This is a genomic window from Haliovirga abyssi (assembly GCF_030295325.1).
Lineage (GTDB): Bacteria > Fusobacteriota > Fusobacteriia > Fusobacteriales > Haliovirgaceae > Haliovirga > Haliovirga abyssi.
Genome location: NZ_AP027059.1, coordinates 159,077 through 177,388, shown reverse-complemented (window position 1 = coordinate 177,388; position 18,312 = coordinate 159,077). Strand labels below are relative to the sequence as shown.

At 27.3% G+C, this 18,312-nt stretch carries 19 protein-coding genes; all 19 read right to left on the bottom strand.

Translation table 11 applies throughout. From position 1 onward, the window contains the following. Window positions 1–47: 47 nt before the first annotated feature. Window positions 48–1,337: a tetratricopeptide repeat protein gene (locus tag RDY08_RS00785; RefSeq protein WP_307904541.1), complete on the bottom strand. Its 1,290-nt coding sequence runs from the start codon at window positions 1,335–1,337 to the stop codon at window positions 48–50. A 631-nt stretch (window positions 1,338–1,968) separates the two neighbouring features. Next, entirely contained in the window at window positions 1,969–2,961 is a 993-nt protein-coding gene (ilvC, locus tag RDY08_RS00780) for a ketol-acid reductoisomerase (RefSeq protein ID WP_307904540.1), read from the bottom strand. 88 nt (window positions 2,962–3,049) lie between these two features. Then, window positions 3,050–3,538, bottom strand: coding sequence for an acetolactate synthase small subunit (gene ilvN / locus RDY08_RS00775; RefSeq protein ID WP_307904539.1), 489 nt, complete (start codon window positions 3,536–3,538; stop codon window positions 3,050–3,052). Next, window positions 3,535–5,235, bottom strand: coding sequence for a biosynthetic-type acetolactate synthase large subunit (gene ilvB, locus RDY08_RS00770; RefSeq protein ID WP_307904538.1), 1,701 nt, complete (start codon window positions 5,233–5,235; stop codon window positions 3,535–3,537). The genes ilvN and ilvB overlap by 4 nt, the downstream gene beginning before the upstream one ends. 37 nt (window positions 5,236–5,272) lie before the next feature. Next, window positions 5,273–5,875: a D-glycero-beta-D-manno-heptose 1,7-bisphosphate 7-phosphatase gene (gene gmhB / locus RDY08_RS00765; protein WP_307904537.1), complete on the bottom strand. Its 603-nt coding sequence runs from the start codon at window positions 5,873–5,875 to the stop codon at window positions 5,273–5,275. A 266-nt stretch (window positions 5,876–6,141) separates the two neighbouring features. Then, complete coding sequence (locus RDY08_RS00760) at window positions 6,142–6,447, bottom strand: hypothetical protein (RefSeq protein ID WP_307904536.1); 306 nt, start codon at window positions 6,445–6,447, stop codon at window positions 6,142–6,144. A 191-nt stretch (window positions 6,448–6,638) separates the two neighbouring features. Next, window positions 6,639–8,219 carry a secretin GspD/PilQ domain-containing protein gene (locus tag RDY08_RS00755; protein WP_307904535.1) on the bottom strand — a complete coding sequence of 527 codons (1,581 nt, stop codon included), beginning with the start codon at window positions 8,217–8,219 and terminating at the stop codon, window positions 6,639–6,641. A gap of 7 nt (window positions 8,220–8,226) precedes the next feature. Next, the gene (locus RDY08_RS00750; RefSeq protein WP_307904534.1) at window positions 8,227–8,664 is read right to left on the bottom strand and encodes a hypothetical protein; all 438 of its coding nucleotides are present in this window, start codon (window positions 8,662–8,664) and stop codon (window positions 8,227–8,229) included. Continuing rightward, window positions 8,665–9,330, bottom strand: coding sequence for a hypothetical protein (locus RDY08_RS00745; protein WP_307904533.1), 666 nt, complete (start codon window positions 9,328–9,330; stop codon window positions 8,665–8,667). Between the two features lie 4 nt (window positions 9,331–9,334). Then, the gene (locus tag RDY08_RS00740) at window positions 9,335–9,895 is read right to left on the bottom strand and encodes a PilN domain-containing protein (protein ID WP_307904532.1); all 561 of its coding nucleotides are present in this window, start codon (window positions 9,893–9,895) and stop codon (window positions 9,335–9,337) included. Further along, window positions 9,896–10,948, bottom strand: coding sequence for a pilus assembly protein PilM (gene pilM / locus RDY08_RS00735; RefSeq protein ID WP_307904531.1), 1,053 nt, complete (start codon window positions 10,946–10,948; stop codon window positions 9,896–9,898). A 12-nt stretch (window positions 10,949–10,960) separates the two neighbouring features. Next, entirely contained in the window at window positions 10,961–11,230 is a 270-nt protein-coding gene (locus tag RDY08_RS00730; protein WP_307904530.1) for a late competence development ComFB family protein, read from the bottom strand. A 13-nt stretch (window positions 11,231–11,243) separates the two neighbouring features. Then, the gene (locus RDY08_RS00725; RefSeq protein ID WP_307904529.1) at window positions 11,244–11,912 is read right to left on the bottom strand and encodes a hypothetical protein; all 669 of its coding nucleotides are present in this window, start codon (window positions 11,910–11,912) and stop codon (window positions 11,244–11,246) included. Between the two features lie 14 nt (window positions 11,913–11,926). Continuing rightward, window positions 11,927–12,418, bottom strand: a complete 492-nt coding sequence (locus tag RDY08_RS00720) for a PilW family protein (RefSeq protein WP_307904528.1) — start codon at window positions 12,416–12,418, stop codon at window positions 11,927–11,929. A 33-nt stretch (window positions 12,419–12,451) separates the two neighbouring features. Next, window positions 12,452–13,057 carry a type IV pilus modification PilV family protein gene (locus tag RDY08_RS00715; RefSeq protein ID WP_307904527.1) on the bottom strand — a complete coding sequence of 202 codons (606 nt, stop codon included), beginning with the start codon at window positions 13,055–13,057 and terminating at the stop codon, window positions 12,452–12,454. Window positions 13,058–13,073: 16 nt separating this feature from the next. After that, window positions 13,074–13,583, bottom strand: coding sequence for a pilin (locus RDY08_RS00710; protein WP_307904526.1), 510 nt, complete (start codon window positions 13,581–13,583; stop codon window positions 13,074–13,076). 50 nt (window positions 13,584–13,633) lie between these two features. Next, complete coding sequence (locus RDY08_RS00705) at window positions 13,634–14,374, bottom strand: prepilin peptidase (protein WP_307904525.1); 741 nt, start codon at window positions 14,372–14,374, stop codon at window positions 13,634–13,636. A gap of 27 nt (window positions 14,375–14,401) precedes the next feature. Further along, window positions 14,402–14,995 (bottom strand): Uma2 family endonuclease, encoded by a 594-nt coding sequence (locus RDY08_RS00700; protein WP_307904524.1) that lies wholly within the window; start codon window positions 14,993–14,995, stop codon window positions 14,402–14,404. 196 nt (window positions 14,996–15,191) lie between these two features. Beyond that, entirely contained in the window at window positions 15,192–18,296 is a 3,105-nt protein-coding gene (locus RDY08_RS00695; RefSeq protein ID WP_307904523.1) for a fibronectin type III domain-containing protein, read from the bottom strand. Window positions 18,297–18,312: the final 16 nt, after the last annotated feature.

Genomic DNA, 18,312 nt, shown 5'->3' with positions numbered 1-18,312 from the left:
TTTATTACCAAATATGAAAAGCTTATTTTTTAAACATTCTTTATCTTTTAAAAATTATATCCCATTATTATCCCAAATCCATCGCCTGCATAACTATATTTTGATATATTTGAATTTATCTTCATATAATCATACTCTAATTTAATTTCTAAATCACAAAATGTTTTGCTTAATAAAAGTTTTGTATCTAATATTTTATCTACTCTTTTCATATCAACACTAATATCTCTTTCTCCAAAAATTTTATTTTTCATATTCATCGAATAATCCAAATTAAAACCTAAGTACACCTGTTTTGATATATTCAGACCAAATATATCAGATTTATTTAATTTTGAAATTTCTTTTTCTTTTTCAACACTATATTTATATAATATTTCTATTTTTTTTATAATATTACCTGAATATTTTAATTTGATTTCATCAAATTTATTATTCAACTCATTTATAGAAGAACTTTTCTGAATATACCCCAAACTATTTTCTAAACTTACATTTGATGTTATCTTATATTCTCCTTCTAATTTAATATCACTTATTTTTGCATATCCTTGTTTAAATTCATAATTCAATGGCAATTTTAAATGAATTTTTTTCGTGTCTATTAAATTCAATAATAATTTTAAACTTAATTCTGGAATTTCTACATTATAATTGTCATCTAAACTATAACTTAACTTTTCATATCCAATTTTAAAATTTATTTCTGCTATTTCTGCTATTTTTTTTCTATAATTTGAGTACGCTCCAATTATAACTGCTTCATCCATTAAATGTGAGCCTCTAAAAGTCCCATACATTTTTTCATAACTATCCATAGATAAAAGCTCTATTTTATTAATATTTTCATATCCTGTCTTAATTTTAAAGTTCCATGTTTCAACCTCATTTTTTATTTTATTTTCTATTTTTTTTATTTTCATCAAATAATTTTTAGATTTACTCACTAAAATTTTATCAACTTTTTTATCTTTAGTTATTAGATTTTTAAATATAATTTTTGAATTTTCAAAATCATTATTTTCAAAATATAATTTTCCTAGTTTGAACCACATAAGATAAAATTTTTCATTTTTTTCCAATATTTTCTTCGCATAATAAATTTCTGTAGTATAATCTTTAATTTTTTCTGATAAATTTAAAATAGTTATGTACGCTTCCTCTTCTTTTAAATTATATTTTTCGATCAACTCCTTTTCCACTTCAAGTTTTTTACCCTCTTTTAATTCTTTTTCTAGTTTTTTCATATTAGAAACATCTGTAACATTTGCTAACAAATAAAAAGAATTACATAAAAGCAATAAAACTATTATAAAAGTTTTTTTTATTTTTCTCACCTCCTCATATATTTAAATTTTAATAACTTTTTTTATTTATATCAGATGATAATTTTGAAATTAAAAAAGGGGAAATATTTGATTTTTTAAATTTTCCATCAATCCTTTTTAATACTTTTTCAGCATTAGAATTATATCACTTTTCCTGTTTTAAGTCAATACGTTTTGATTGTGCTTAGTTTGAACTATAATCTGGTTTCAGAATTTTTCTACCGCTACTAAACTTCGCGCTACTTATTTGTGTACTTATTTCGCATCTTTTTTCACATTGTTATATGAAAATTCTATTTTATTACTTTTTTATTATTTTTTTTTACTATATTTATTATAGTTTTTTTATTATTTTTCTGTATTTTTTTTAAAAATATTTTTTTATAACAATAATATTATTTTTAATTTTCTTTTTTCCTTTTTTAGTTTTTAAATCTCAAAATAGAACTCACATCTCTGCTTTCTGTATCCTTATTTATTTTCTATTATTCTTGCTTTATTTTTCAAAAAAAACAACCATCTCTACATAATCAGTTAGAATTAAACCCAATTTATGATTAAAATTTTATTTCTAATATATTTGTATGTCAATCCCATAAAAAGATTGGCTATTATTAAAATAATAGCCAATCACATAAATTTATTTTTTTATCCAACTCATCATACTTCTAAGTTCTCCGCCAACTTTTTCAACTTGGTGCTCTTTTTCATTTTTTCTTATAGCATGCATAGAAGGCATTCCCGCTTTTGTTTCTAATATAAAGTTTTTAGCAAAAATTCCATCTTGAATATCTTTTAATACACCCTTCATAACTTTTTTAGTTTCATCTGTTATTACTTTTGGTCCTGTAATATAATCTCCATATTCTGCTGTATTTGATATAGAATCTCTCATTGTAGCAAATCCACCTTCATATATAAGGTCTACTATCAATTTCATTTCATGTACACATTCAAAATAAGCATTCATTGGATCATATCCACCCTCTACTAAAGTTTCAAATCCAGCTTTCATAAGTGCAGTAACTCCACCACAAAGAACTGCTTGTTCTCCAAACAGATCTGTTTCAGTCTCTTGTTTAAATGTTGTTTCTAACACTCCTGATCTAGAACCACCAATTCCTGCTGCCCATGCTAGTGCTACATCCATAGTATCTCCACTTGGATCTTTATATACTGCAACTAATGCAGGTACTCCGCTTCCTTCTGTATAAGTTCTTCTAACCATATGTCCTGGCCCTTTTGGAGCTGCCATAAATACATTTACATCTGCTCTTGGAACTATTTGACCATAATGAATGTTAAATCCATGTCCAAATCCAAGATAAGCTCCTTCTTTTAAGTTTGGTGCAATATCTTCTCTATAAATATCCGCTTGTCTTTCGTCAGGAACTAATATCATTACTACATCTGCACCTTTTACAGCTTCTGCTGTTACAGCAACTTTTAATCCTGCTTTTTCTGCTATTTCCCAAGATTTACTTCCTTTATATAGTCCAACCGTTACATCTGCTCCACTATCTTTTAAATTCAAAGCATGTGCATGTCCTTGACTTCCAAATCCCACTACTGTTATTTTTTTTCCTTTTAATACCTCAAAATTACAATCTTTTTCATAATAAATTTTTGCCATTATATTTCCCTCCTGTTTTTTAGAACGTTAATCGTTCTTTAAGTTATTTTAGAGAATACCCCTAAAAAATATTATTCTTAAGTTATTCTTAAATTATTGTTCTTTCTCCTCTATGTAATGCTATTTTACCTGTTCTAACTAACTCTTTTATTCCAAATTTTGACATTAAATTAATAAAAGCTCCTAATTTCCCTTCTTCTCCAGTTACCTCTATTGTTAATGTTGACTCTCCTACATCTACTATTTTTCCTCTAAAAATATCTGCTGTTTGAATAATTTCAGAACGATTATTTTTATCACTGCAAACTTTTACAAGAACTAATTCTCTACTAACAGATGTAGCATGTGGTAAATCTATAACTTTTAATGTATCTACTAACTTATATAATTGCTTTTCTATTTGTTCTAATATTGATTGATCTCCTTCTACAACTATTGTCATCCTAGATAAATTTGGATTTTCTGTTGTTCCTACTGTTAAGCTTTCTATATTATATCCTCTTCTACTAAATAGTCCTGATACTCTAGTTAAAACTCCTGGTTTATTTTCTACAATTACCGATATCACATGTCTCATTCTAGTTCACCTCTTATCCCTACCATTTTATTTCCTACTCCACCTGGCGGTACCATTGGTAATACATTTTCTTCTCGTGTAATTTTACAATCTATAAGAACTGCTTCATTGCTTTCTATGTTTTCTCTTAATTTTTGTTCTAATTCATTTGGATCTTCTATTCTAACACCTTTTATTTTATACGCATCTGCTAATTTTACAAAATCAGGACTTATCTCTAAATCCACTGAAGAATATCTTCTTTTATGAAATATCTCTTGCCATTGTCTAACCATTCCTAAAAATCCATTGTTTAATACAACAACTTTTACAGGAATATTAAAATGTGATAAAGTCATAAGCTCTTGAGCAGTCATTTGTACTCCACCATCTCCAACTATAGCTATAACTTTTTGATCAGGTTTTCCAACCTGTGCTCCTAATGCTGCAGGAAGACCATAACCCATTGTGCCTGCTCCTCCAGAAGTACAAAATTTATTAGCATTTTTAAATTGATAATATTGTGCAGCCCACATTTGATGTTGACCAACATCAGTTACTATAATTGCATTTCCATCTGTTATTTTACTAATTAACTCTATAACTTTTTGTGGCTTTATCTCTGTTTCTGAATTTTTATAAACTAATTTATATTCATTTTTCCACTCTGTTATTTGTTCTATCCAAAATTTTCTATCATTCTCTTTTATTTTACCTATTAATTTATCCAATACAAGTTTTACATCTCCAACTATTGGTACATCTGGATTTTTATTTTTTCCAATTTCTGCTGGATCAATATCTATATGAATTATTTTTGCATTTTCTGCAAAAGTTTCTAATTTCCCAGTAACTCTATCATCAAATCTCATCCCAACAGCTATAACCAAATCAGCTTCATATACTGCATAATTTGCTGCAACTGTTCCATGCATTCCAAGCATTCCTAAATTTAATTCATCATCTGCTGCAATAGAACCAAGGCCCAATAACGTCATTGTAACTGGTATATTATTTTTATGAGCAAATTCTCTTAACTCTTTTTGTGCCATCGATTTATATACACCTGCTCCTGCTAATATTACAGGTTTTTTAGATTGTGCTATAAATTTTGCTGCTTTTTTTATTTGCATTGGATGTCCTTCATAGGTTGGAGAATATCCCTCCAATTTCAACGGTGCTTTATATAATTTTTCAAACTCTTTTTCTTCTATTTCATTAATTTGAACATCTTTTGGCAAATCTATTAAAACTGGTCCAGGTCTTCCAGTTCTAGCTATTTTAAAAGCTTCTCTTATTATTCTTGGTAAATTTTTTATATCTTTTACCAAATAATTATGTTTTGTAATTGGCATTGTGATTCCTGTAATATCCGATTCTTGGAAAGCATCTTTTCCTATAAGAGATGTTGGAACCTGTCCAGTTATTGCCACCATAGGTACAGAATCCATATACGCCGTCATTATTCCTGTGACTAAATTTGTAGCTCCAGGACCTGAAGTCGCTATACAAACTCCAACTTTTCCAGTAACTCTTGCATATCCATCTGCAGCATGTGCAGCTCCTTGTTCATGTCTTGTAAGAATATGATTTATTCCTTCAAAATCATATAGTTCATTATATAGAGGTATAACTGCACCTCCAGGATATCCAAATATGTCTGTAACACCTTCTCGCTTTAATGTTTCAAGTAATATTCTCGCTCCATTTATATACATATACATCACCTCAACTTATTATATCACATTCTATGTGTTATTTCAATAATACATTTTCCTCTTTTTTGGTTTTTTTTGATTCTATATTTTTCTTTAAATTTAATGCAAATTCATATAAATCTTTATAAATCTTAGTTTTAAAATAAATCTCTTTTTTGGTTTTTTCTCCATATCCAGTCTCCACTAAAATAGGATTCATCCCTAGTCTAATTGCTGCTTCCAAATCACTTATTTTATCCCCTACTATAAATGAATTTACAAAATCAATATTAAATTTATCTTTTGCATCTAGAAAAAATCCTATTTCAGGTTTTCTATTTTTACATTGTTTTTTATATTTTCCAATTCCATCAACATGATGAGGGCAAAAATATATTTTATCTATATTCCCACCTTTTTTTTCAATTTCTTCTTTCATATATATATTTAATATTTCTACATCTTCTTCTTTATAATAGCCTCTTGCTACACCTGATTGATTTGTAACAATAATTACTTTATAACCCAAATTATTAAATATTTTTATTGCTTCTTTTGTCCCCTTTATCCATTCAAAATCTTCTATTTTATGTAAATAATTCTTCTCTATATTAATAGTCCCATCCCTATCTAAAAAAATAGCTCTATTTTTTTTGTTCATATTCCCTCCAATATTAATAATATAATTAACCTACAAAAATGTATTTAGTTTGCTTCATACCTCTTTTTCATAGTCTATTTTTTAAAACTCTAATTATAATACTTTAATTATAATACTTTTATTTTAAATATTTTTATAATTATAATCTTTTATTTTAAATTAATCAATACTTTTTTTAATCATTGCCTTTTATTACAAAAAAAGATAGCCCCTATAGAATAATAGGGGCTGTCTTAGAAGAATAAAGATAATTTTCTAAATCATTCTTATAACAAATTTGCTACTCTTTCTGGCGTTATTCCCATACCTTGTGTTGAAATAGCTTGTTCAGGTGCTTTTTTTATAACTTCGTTTAATTGTTTTTCTATATCATTAGCTCTACCTTCTTCATTTATTTGTTCAGTTTCTGTTGGTTTTGCATTTATATTATTTTTTATTTCTACTGTGTCTGTTTTAGGTTGATCGTCTTGTGGTTTTTCTATATTCTCATTTTGTTTAGGTTCTTTAGTTTGATTTACGGTTGTTAATGATGATATATTATTATTTCCATAAAATCCATTTATCATAGCCATTTTTCTCACCTCCATGTAAAAAATGTTTAAAAAATAAGATTCTTCTCTTTGATAATAATAAACAAAACTTTGTGTCATTTATTATCAAATTTATAATTTTTTTAATCCATTTCTAACTATAAATCTCTATCACTAATAGTATACTCTATTAAAAATCAAAAAACAACCCTATTTTTAAGTAGTTCCTCTGATTATTTTACAATTTCAGGAGTAAGTTCTATATACAAATTTCTTTTATTATTTGTTGTCGTACTATTTTGAAATAGTATTCCTATTAATGGTATATCTCCTAAAATAGGTGTTTTAGTTACTCCATGTCCTTTATCTTGCCTTACAAGACCGCCAATCCTTATTGTTTCACCATTTTTCACTCTTATTTTAGTTGTTGTTTCACTTTTTTTCTCTGCTGCTCCATGCACTCCATCACTTGTGAATTTACTTACCTTACTATAAAATTCTATTAAAATAGTTTCATCACTTTTTATTATTGGTTTTACTCTTAACACTACTCCTGCATCTTTAAATAAAGGTGATTTATCTGAATTCCCTTTATCATCTGACGTTTCTTTATAACCTACTATTTCTTCATTTACTATTTGAATATTAGCCTCTTTCCCATTTAATGTTGTTACTTCTGGTTCTGCTAATATTTCTGCATCATTTGTACTTGCTAACATATTTAAAGTAGTTCCTAATGCATTTTCATTATTTATACCACCATACATAAATGATAAAGTCATTCCATCTGTTCCGTTAAATTTACTACCTGTTAAAAAAGTTCCATCAGAACTATTTTTAGATAATTGATATTCTCCATCTATAGGTACTGCAGTCCAATTTAGTCCTACTTTGTTTACTACATCTTGATTTATATCCCATATTTTAGCTTTTATTCTTATTTGTTTAGTGGGGATATCTAATTTTTCAATTAATTTTGTAGCTGTTTTAATATTATCTTCTGTTCCTATTAATATCAAAATATTATTTTTCTCATCTACAACAATATTATCCAAAGGAACTATATTGGTAACAATCCCTTTTACATCTTTTGGATCAGCATAAATAAGATTAATCATTTTAGTATTTCTTATATCACCATTTGTTTTTACAACTTTTCCAATATCCTGTTTTGAAGTCAATTTACCAGAACGTTGCGCAGCTGATTCTACTTTTGCTAAAACTATATTAATATTAGTAATTCCTCCTGGTTTAACTTCTACAATTTCTGCATTTGGTTTATAACCTCTCAAACTAGCTTTTAATATATATGTCCCTGGATTTACATCTCCTATTATAAATGCTCCTCCTACATCTGATAACACCAATGTATTTATATCATCACCTAATGATAATGTAACTCCTCTTATCCCTGTTATCTTATCTATTTCTGTTACTTTTCCAACTACTTTTCCTTTGCTTGCTACTTTTACACCTTGATTTGTAGCCCTTGATAAAATCATTGTGCCATTTACAATTCTACTAACTAATCCATTAGTATTTTTTATTGTTTCTATTATTCTTTTTAAAGTTTGTCCTTTTGGCAAATACAGATCTATTGGTAAATCTGCTATTTCTGATGCTGCCACCATATTAATATTGCTTGTTTTAGATATTGTACTCAGTGCATCTGATAATGGAGTTCCTTTAAAATCTAACTCTGAAGGATATTTGATTTTCTCCAATCTTTTTTCAAATCTACTTTCTGATGTTGCACCATATATGTTCCCTATTAAAAATACAAATGCAAATAATACTGCTGCTAATTTTTTCATAAGTTTGTTACCTCCCTTTTTTTTCTATCTTAACTTTAACTTTTGTTTTTAGGTCTATTACTTCTATTCCGTTTTTTACTACAATTACACTATATGAATATTTTCCAATTTTTAAAGTTTTTCTATTAGTAATTACTTTTCTAGCTGCCCTTCCATCTTCTCCTTTATAGTAAAATGTTGCTGTCAATTTGTGATTTCTCTCTATTATAAATGATACTTTTAAAAATACACTTTTTATCCTTCCTCTTGCTGCATCCAATTCTTTTGAAATATCAGCTTTTGAATATACTTTAGTTCTAAATATATCATTTCCACCTTTAAATTTTTTCTGTCCTTCAAAATATACTTTATCCGATATATACTCTTTTAATGGATTACTATCTGCAATTGCCATAACATTCATTACTATAAAAAAAATCATTATATATCTAAATTTATTTTTCAATTATTTACTCACCACCTTTTCCAAAACATAAGCTCCAACTTTAAAATTTACCTCTATTTTACCAGTATCTTGACTCATGTTTTTTGTTTCAAGTTTTTTTATTGATAAATCACTTTTTTTAAATGTTAATAGCCATTTAGAATTTTCTAAATAGTAAAAAAATGTAGTAATATCTTTTAAATTTCCTTGAACAGTATAAGGTATATACATTCTTTTATAAATTTTTATTTTTTTATCTTTATCATTCGCTGGCTCTATCTTTATCTCTTTAGCATCAATTTGAACTGAGCCTGTTTTTAAAATATCCAATTTAAAATAGTCAATAAATTTTTGTATAGCTATTTTTAAATCGGTTTCATTTTTCAAACTAGAATTCGCAAATTTTGAATTTAAAATTTCCAATTTATCTTTTTGATTTGAATAAATTTTATTTGCTAAATCATATTTTGATTTTATAGATTTATATGCCTTTTCAACTTTAACAATTTCTTGGTTTTTTTTCTTTACCTCTTGTTTATTTTGTGTAATTTTAATAACTTTAGGATAAATTATAAAATATCCTGTAGCTGCTATTAATATTATAGAAGCCACTATCGATAATGCCATTATTCCTTTTTCATCAATTTTCACATCAATATCAATCTCTTTTCCAAATATTTCAGCCATTTTATCACTCCCCACCTAAAACAAGTTGATATGTAAATACTACAACATCATTTCCTAATACATTTCCTCTTTTGAATCCTTCTGCTATCACATTTCTAAATAATTTACTTTCTCTAAATTTTTCTTCAAGGGATAACGCTACCACTTCTGGCGAATTTTTATTTTTACCTGCTGCATACCCTTTTAAAATTACTTTTCCATCTTTATATGTCAAACTAGAATACCAAATTTTTAGAGGTGTTACTTCTTTTATATAATATAAAACCTCTGATAATCTTAATTTTTTTTCTGATACAAGGTCATTCAAAACTTGAATTCTACTGCTATAATCTGGTATATTTTTATATAATTTTCTTATCTCTTTATTTTTTTTATTAAGTTCATTAATCTTTCCATTCACAATTTCAATTTTATTTTGTTGGGATTTCACAATTGTATTTAAATAAAATCCTACTCCAATTTCTGCTAATACTATTAAAACAACTATAACTATAGATGCTTTTAATAAATTTTCTAAAAACAATTTCATCTTATATTCTTTTGTAATAAAATTCATCTCTATCATTTATATCACCTCTTCTACGATATTTCCCAAAGCAATATCATATATAGCTATATCTTCTCCAGCTATTTTATCTTTTATTTTCATAAAATATTGTTCCGTTTTCATCTCATTAAATTCTTGTACTATTTTTTTTTCTATTACTAATTTTAATCCTTTTAAAAGGGTCCCGCCACCTGATATTATAATTCCATCTACTCCTAATAATCCTTCTTGCATTTTATAAAATTCGATTGTTCTTTCTATTTGTTCCCCCAGTTCTTCCACTAGATTTGATATCTCTTTTTCAATATCATCTTGTACATAAAATTCATCATTTACTTCCTCATCTTCAAAAACCTCTAACTCTTTTTTATATTGTTCTGCTTCATCATAATCTACACTTTTTTCTCTTTGCACTATGTCACTAAAATCATTCCCACCAATTGCTATTAATCTTTGCATTTTTATAATTCCATCATTTTCAATAAAAATTTTTGTAGCTTCAGCCCCAATATCAATTGTCATTATACTTGCACCTTTTGTATCTTCTATTATTTTATGTTTTTGAATTTGTTCCAAATTAAACAATGATAAAAAATCAGGAATTATCTTTATTGGTTTTAATTTTACTGATGTTAATATTTCTATTATATCATTTATTTTTTCTTTTTTTATTGTTACTACCATTACTTTTTCATTGTTATTTTTGAATTCTAAACTATAATAATTAGTTATAAAATCTTCACCTGAAAAATTTGGAACAATTTCATCTAATTCACCCTCTATAAATGGAAGCTTTGCTTCCTCTTCCATTTCTGGTATTTCTAAAAATTTTATCACAAAATTTTGTATAGGAAGTGATACCACTACTTTTTTATTTTTTAAGCTCAGTCGTTCAACTATTGTTTTTAATTTATCTACTATTGATAAACTATCTTCTATATTTCCACTTACCACAGCCCCCATTGGCAGTCTTTCAGAACTAATATTTTCTATTTCCCCTTTTTTTATTGATATCCCCTTAATCATTCCAGACCCAACATCGATACTCCCCTCTATCTTGTCTTTAAACATCACTTGTCCCCCTTATTTATGTCTTGGATTTTCAGAAATTTTTTCCACAGCTTCAACTACTGCTTTTATTACATCCACTTTAAATTGTTGCCTCATTTCACTTATTTTACTATAAACATAACCTTTTTCAGATACAATATAATACGCTGGTAATAAATTTAAAGCATACGCTTTCATATCCAATTTACATTTTTCACATTTACAAATTCCTTCTTGAGTACCTAAATATCGTTCTAATTCTTCATTTACTAAATATTCCATATGATTTTTTAATTTTTCCATTTTAAACATCTCCTTAGTTTTGGTATGTAACTGTTATTGTGCCTGGGTTATATGCAGATATTTTTTTTGATGCATCTGTATTTATATTTTCAGTATACACAATTTCGAATACCATATCTTTTATATTTCCACCATCTCCTGGTATTATTACTTCTTTTTTGTAATTTATTGTATAATTATTAGTCGATGCTGGATAAGTAATTGCAGCATTAGTTGTATAATCATATAATCCAATACTCAATTTTGTAGAAGCTTCTTCACAAATTCTTTTTGTAATTGTATTGTCTGGTATCCCATCTGCTACTGTTGTACCTGTACTATTATTTCTATTATCTTCAAAATGATGTAAAGCTATATCATAATTTGCTCCACCATTCGCATATGTTGTCGTATCTATTCTTCCAATAAAATATTCTCCATACCTGTTTAGTAATATATCTAAATTAGAATTATTAACGTCATCTAATACTCCTGGTTGTTCGTACAATATTGCTGTTGCATATTCCAAAGCTCCCAGAGATGCTCCTACATCTATTTTTGATAATACTTTATTCCCTTTTATTTTAATAGTAGCTTTGTTAGCTTTTTGTCTTGATATATAAAACATATTCATTGACAACGCCATAAAAAAACTTAATATAAGTATTGCTAATATTATTGCAGAGCCCTTTTCTCTCTTCATAATTAACTCCTTCATTAATTAATTCTGCTAGTTACAGCATCCCTTATCTCTTTTTCATTTCCTCTATATACTATTTTCATATATAATGTAAATATATTATCTGTAAACTGAAAGTTTAAATTACTTATATTATCTGCCAAATGAGCATCATCATTATTTACTTGTAGCCATTTTACTAATGATGTTCCTCCAGATCTGTTTTTTTCACTTCTTGCCGGTGAATAATCTTCTAATTTAAAATTAACTATTGTATTATCCGCCTTCGTTATTGTAACAGCTGTTCCAGAAGTATTTACAACTATATTCTTTGCTCCTCTAATTTCTCTTTTAATTATATCAATTGATTTCCCTATACTTGTATCTATTCTATTTAATTCTTTTTGTTTTGTATTTACTCGACCTATTGATCTAAATAACGGAGTTATCATCCCTACTAAAATAACTAATATTGCCATTGCTACTAACAATTCTATTAATGTAACTCCATTTGATTTTTCACATTTCATAAATAGAAGCCCCCAATATTTTTTCTTTTCAAGTTATTTCTCTAAACTAGTTACTATAAATTGAAGCGAATATTCTTTTTCTTTTCCCGTTAGGTGAGCTGTATCATCATCTCCCCATCCTACTATAACTCTACCCATTATTATTTTGTTTTCTATATAACCTATTCCTGCTCTAGTAGTAGCATATAAATCAACTTCAGGACTTTTTAAATTTCCGCTTCCATCACCTAATTTTGCTATACTTTTATGCAATCCTATCCAAATATTTACTTTAGATAAGTCTAAACTTTTGCTATTTAATATAAATAAATTTGATGCTATATTAAAATCATCACAAAATGAAGCTGAACTATAATAAGATTGCCCTGATGTTTTTACTAAGTCAGTATACTTTTTTCCTGTTATAAAGTTCTTAATTGCTGTAGATGTTATTGTAGTCTGCATTAAGTTAGCATACCCTTTTGACTTTATATAATCCACAATTGTAAATGCTAATCTAGCTCCCTCTTCATGTCCTCTTGATTTTCTATCCATTTTTAATACTGTAGGATACATTGACATAATTGGTAAAATAGCTATTGATAATATGGCAAATGCAGCAAGAACTTCTATTAATGAAAATCCTTTTGATCTTTTCATATCTATCCCCCAAAATTTATTCTACTAATGTCCAATTAGTCTCTACTCCTATTCCTGCTTGACTAACTGTAGCCGTAGCATTAGGATTATATTCTTCTATTACCCCTAAATTTATTCCAGCTATATTTCTTCCATGTATTCTATAATAAAAATTATTCTTTTTATCTCCTATATAAAAATCAAATTCTCCACTTAATTTTCCTTGCTCATTGATATTTACACTTATGCTTGAATTTGAAGGTATTGCAGAACCTATTCTATATAAATATTTTAAATTTCTAGGTAGTGTTAAAGACTCTTTTCCTGTTAAAGTTATCTCATTACTATTAAATCCAATAGTATAGCCACTTCCCTCTTCAAATGCCCTATCTACACCATTATTTAAGTATGCTGGAACTTGAGCCTTTGCTTTATTTACAGAATTTTTTATTATACTACTTGAAATTGTAACCCCACCTGTAAAACTTAAAACCCCTATTATAGCCACTACAATCATTAATTCTATTAATGTAAATCCTTTTTGCATAATATCTCCTCACTTTAGGGATATTAAAAATTATATAAATTTAAAATTCCCTACATAATCATTATCATAATATATCCAGCCACTGCTATAAATGGTCCAAATGCTATTATATCTTTTCTAGTCTTAATTTTTAAAATTATCAATATTAGGCTAATAACTGCCCCAATTGTAAAAGCTAACATAAAAAACATATATAAATTATAAAATCCCCTATATCCAAAAAAAGCTCCTATTGCTGCTGTTAATTTTACATCCCCAAAACCCATTATATCTTTTTTTAATAGATCTTCTCCAAATCCATATAAAAGCATAAATGGAAAAGAATATGTTGCTGCTCCAATGAACGAATACAATATATTTGTCTCGCTAAAAAAAGAAAATATGAATCCAATTACTATCATAAAAAATGTTATTTTATCTGGTAATATATGTTCTTCAATATCTATTCCAGATAAAACAATTAATAATGCCGTAAAAATCATATATTTTATCGTTAATATGGAGAACTCATATTTTAAAAACAGTCCTAAAAATAATATCCCTGTTAATAGCTCTATTAATGGATATTGTAATGATATTTTTGTTTTGCATTGTCTACATTTACCTCTAAGTAAAATAAAATAACTAATAATTGGTATATTGTCATACCATTTTATTTTATATCCACAATTAGGGCAATGAGATGGAGGATATGCTATTGATTCTCCTCTTGGAATTCTATATATGCAAACATTAAGGAAACTTCCTATTACAGCCCCTATTATAAATATATATATATACATTATAACCATAATTTTACCTTTCTGATTTCAACTTTTTTATTTTGCTTCTTGTTCAATTTCGTTTTGTTCCTCTTTTTTTTGTTTAGTTTCCTCTTTTTCAAATATATCATCCATATTTATTGCAAATTTCTCAAATATATTAACTGGTATATTTTCATTATTTAAAGTATAAAGTTTTATCTCATCTTTTTCAAATATATGCACTGTAATATCTTTATATATTGGATCTACTAGCCAATATTCTTTTACTCCATATTTTTTATATAGTTCTAATTTTAATGTTTTATCTTTTATAGAGGTAGATGGTGATAATATCTCTATTGCTAAATCTGGTGCTCCAAATATTCCTCTTTTTTTTATTTTAGATTTATCACATACTACTATTATATCTGGTTTTAATATATTTTCATCTGACAATATTACATCTAATTCATAATATAATTTACATTCTTTATTTTTTAAAAAATTCCCTAATTCTATTAATATTTTACTCCCTATTTCTTGATGTTCTGATGATGGGCTTGGCGACATATTATATGCTACACCATTTATTATCTCCCAATCTTCGCTGTCTTCCCAATTTTTATAATCATTGTAGCTATATTTTTCTTTTAATTTTTTTAGTGCCATAATTGTCTCCTTTAATATTCAAAGAATATTTGAATATCAAGTTTTTAATTTTTTTGTTATAAAAGTGCTTAAATTACTGCGTATTTTAAAACATAATTGGAAGATTATTTTTAAGCCGTTCCTAAATAAAATTTAATTTTAGCAGGAAAGCAACGGCAATGCCGTTACTTTATGCTCCCCTGCCAATAGATTGATTTTATCTTGCTACTGTTCCATAAGCTTCAGTTATTATTGTTGAAGTTACTTTATAATTACTATCCAGAACATATAAAGACCCTTTATTTCCATAAGAATCAACTGGAACAACTGCATATACCACATTAGTCGAAGCTGTTAAATCATTAAATGTTGCATCTTCGTATTTATAATCTGAAGTTTCTCCTAATAAAACTCCTGTTATTGGTAATCCTTCTATACTTAGATCACTGCTACTTAAACTGTTTTGTCCAACAAATTTATACACCTGAAAATTTGTTGCTTCTATATTATTTGACCATTCTATTTTTGCAACTTGTTTACTATTGTCATCTGTGTATTGACTAACTTTTACATTTAATCTTTTTGGAGCCGGAGGAACCATATCAATCCATTTATAAGCTGTAAGACTACTTTCTCTTCCTGCTTTATTATATGCATCTACTTTTATATAAAACATTCTATTTCCCATAGGATCTTTTAAACTAACTGTTCTTGTTTCCGTGATTGGTCCTGTATCTCCTTGGTACATATATACCTCTTTTTCAGCAGATATATTCCCTATAATATTTGGTTTTACTGATACATGATCGGCCGTTTTATCTGTTACTTTATAATAATGTTCCTCTATTTTCAAATAATCATCTTTATTCACATTTGTTACTATCCCACTCACTTCTGAGTTAGATATTATTGCTGCTCCTGATGTTATTCCACTTCCTGTTGTTATACCTATATTTTTCCACTTCGCATCTTCTCTTTCAAGTGGATATGTTGAAGAAATTGTATCAAAATCTCCATCTTTATTTACATTTAAATCTATATATGAATTACTTGTTTTTCCTGCATAATAATATGTGCCTTCTCCCGTTCTTGATATATACACTTTAAATCCTGCTAAATCTTCTCTATCAAATACATATCCTCCCCAACTAATTCTCATTTTATGCTGTGGTTCCATTGCTGAAACATTTAATGTGCTATATTCTATTGCTTTTGGAGCTCCTTTATCTTCTACTGCTACAGATTGACTAAACTTACCTGTCTTTGGATTTGTTGAGTCATAAACTCCATTATATAATGCTACTTTATACCAATAAGTTTTACCTATTTCATTAGCACTTTCATCTTGATATACTTTCCAAGAATAACTTCCGCCATTAAAGTCAGGCTGAACTTCAAAATCACTTTTAGATTTTGCTTCTAAATAACTAAAATCATCCTCTGTCGGTGTTCCGCCTGTCGTAACTGCTCTATATATTACATATCCTGTTGTTTCACTGTCATAAACATCTTTCCATTTTACCATTACTCCTTTTGGAGATAAATCTGTAGATACATCTCTTAAAAATGGTAAATCATCATATACCACAACATCTTCTATTCTACTATATGCCCCTTCTACTTTGTTTTCTCCATCTCCTTTTTCTACTGCAGCTATAGAAAAATACCATATTCCAGCCGTTTTTATTCCCCCTGGAGTTGTAGCTGATGTTATGTTAGTATTATTTGAAAAAGTTTCTATTATTTCTGTTAAATTAGTAGGAGTTGTTCCATATTTTATTTTATAACCTATTACATCATATCCTGCTACTGCAGTTACTTTATCCCAAGTTAAAGTAACATTTTTAGGCCCACCTGATAAAACTATATTAGATGGTGCCGGAATATAACTACTATAATCTATAATTATAGATTCTGTATTGCTATAATCCGATTTGTTGTCAGATGTATCTGTTGCTTTCATTCTTACATATATTGTTTTTTCTGTTTCTGAAGAATTCAAACTTATTTCAGTTGTTGTTATTCCTGATATAGTTATAGAACTCCAAGTCGTACTATTAATATTATCTGTATATTCAATTGTATAATCTTTCAAATCCAAATCATTATTTTTACTCCATGCAATATTCAATTTATATGCTGGTTTTAATGTTAATACTATGCCACTCGGTGCTGTTGGTGCTGTTATATCTTTCACTCTTATAGATGTTGTTTCTGCTGCTTCTCCTTCTTTACCTATTTCATCATAAACTACTACTTTATAAGTGTATTCTTTATTTTCTACTAAATTTTTATCATAATCTATAAATTCTGCTGTATCTGCATTATTTATATCCTTTATTAATATATACCCAGAAGAATTATCTTTTCTATATATTTTATAACCTTTTACTGTGGCTGTATTTGACTCTGTTGAATTAACTGGTTTTGTCCATGTTAATTTTATATTTATAGTACCTTCTACAGAAGCTCCAACTAAAGATGTTACTTTATAATTTCCAGGCTTATAAATAGCTACATATAGAGGTTTACTCTTATATGTACTTTCTTGACTAGCTCTATCTACTGCAGTCACTAAATATATATATGCTTTTCCTGCTGTAACGCTACTATCAATATATTGTGTCGAATAAGTTGTAACTATTGCTACACTACTTGCTAATAATGCTGTTTCTTTTCCTTCTTCATACACTCCATTACTTGTCTCTTCTCTATAAACTTTATATCCCAATATATCATTTTCTAAACTATTTCCATTATCAATCCAATTTAAAGTTATTTTGCTTCCATCGGCTGAAACATCATAAGATAAATTTGTTGGTGGAACTGGTTTATTATCTACTTCTCCCCCAGAAGTTGTACCAGAACTTGATTTTGATACTTTTATACTTTTATACATTTCTCCTAAAACAATCTCATTTTCATTTATATCTTTAAACTTCATTTTAACTATCTTTATAGTATTTGAATCTTCTAATGCTGTAAATGCTTTAATTAAATTTCCATTTGTGTCCAAAAAAGGATTTATTTTTACTTGTGTAATTGTATTTCCTGACACTTTATTTTCTATTATTTTTACAGTTTTATTTTCTCCATTTATAGAAACTGTTGCTTCTACTAAATTAGCTCCAACTGCATTTTCATCTTTTATTGGAATACTCATTATAAATTCATTTGTATTATCTGCACTTAAATTACTATACTCCGTTGTAGCCCCTTCTAAATCATAATCTAATTTCGCCTTTGTGTTAAATGGTGGTAAGCTACACCCTGCCATAAATAACACTAAAATTGCTACTAATAAAAATCCCTTTTTTTGCATATTTTCTTCCTCCTTT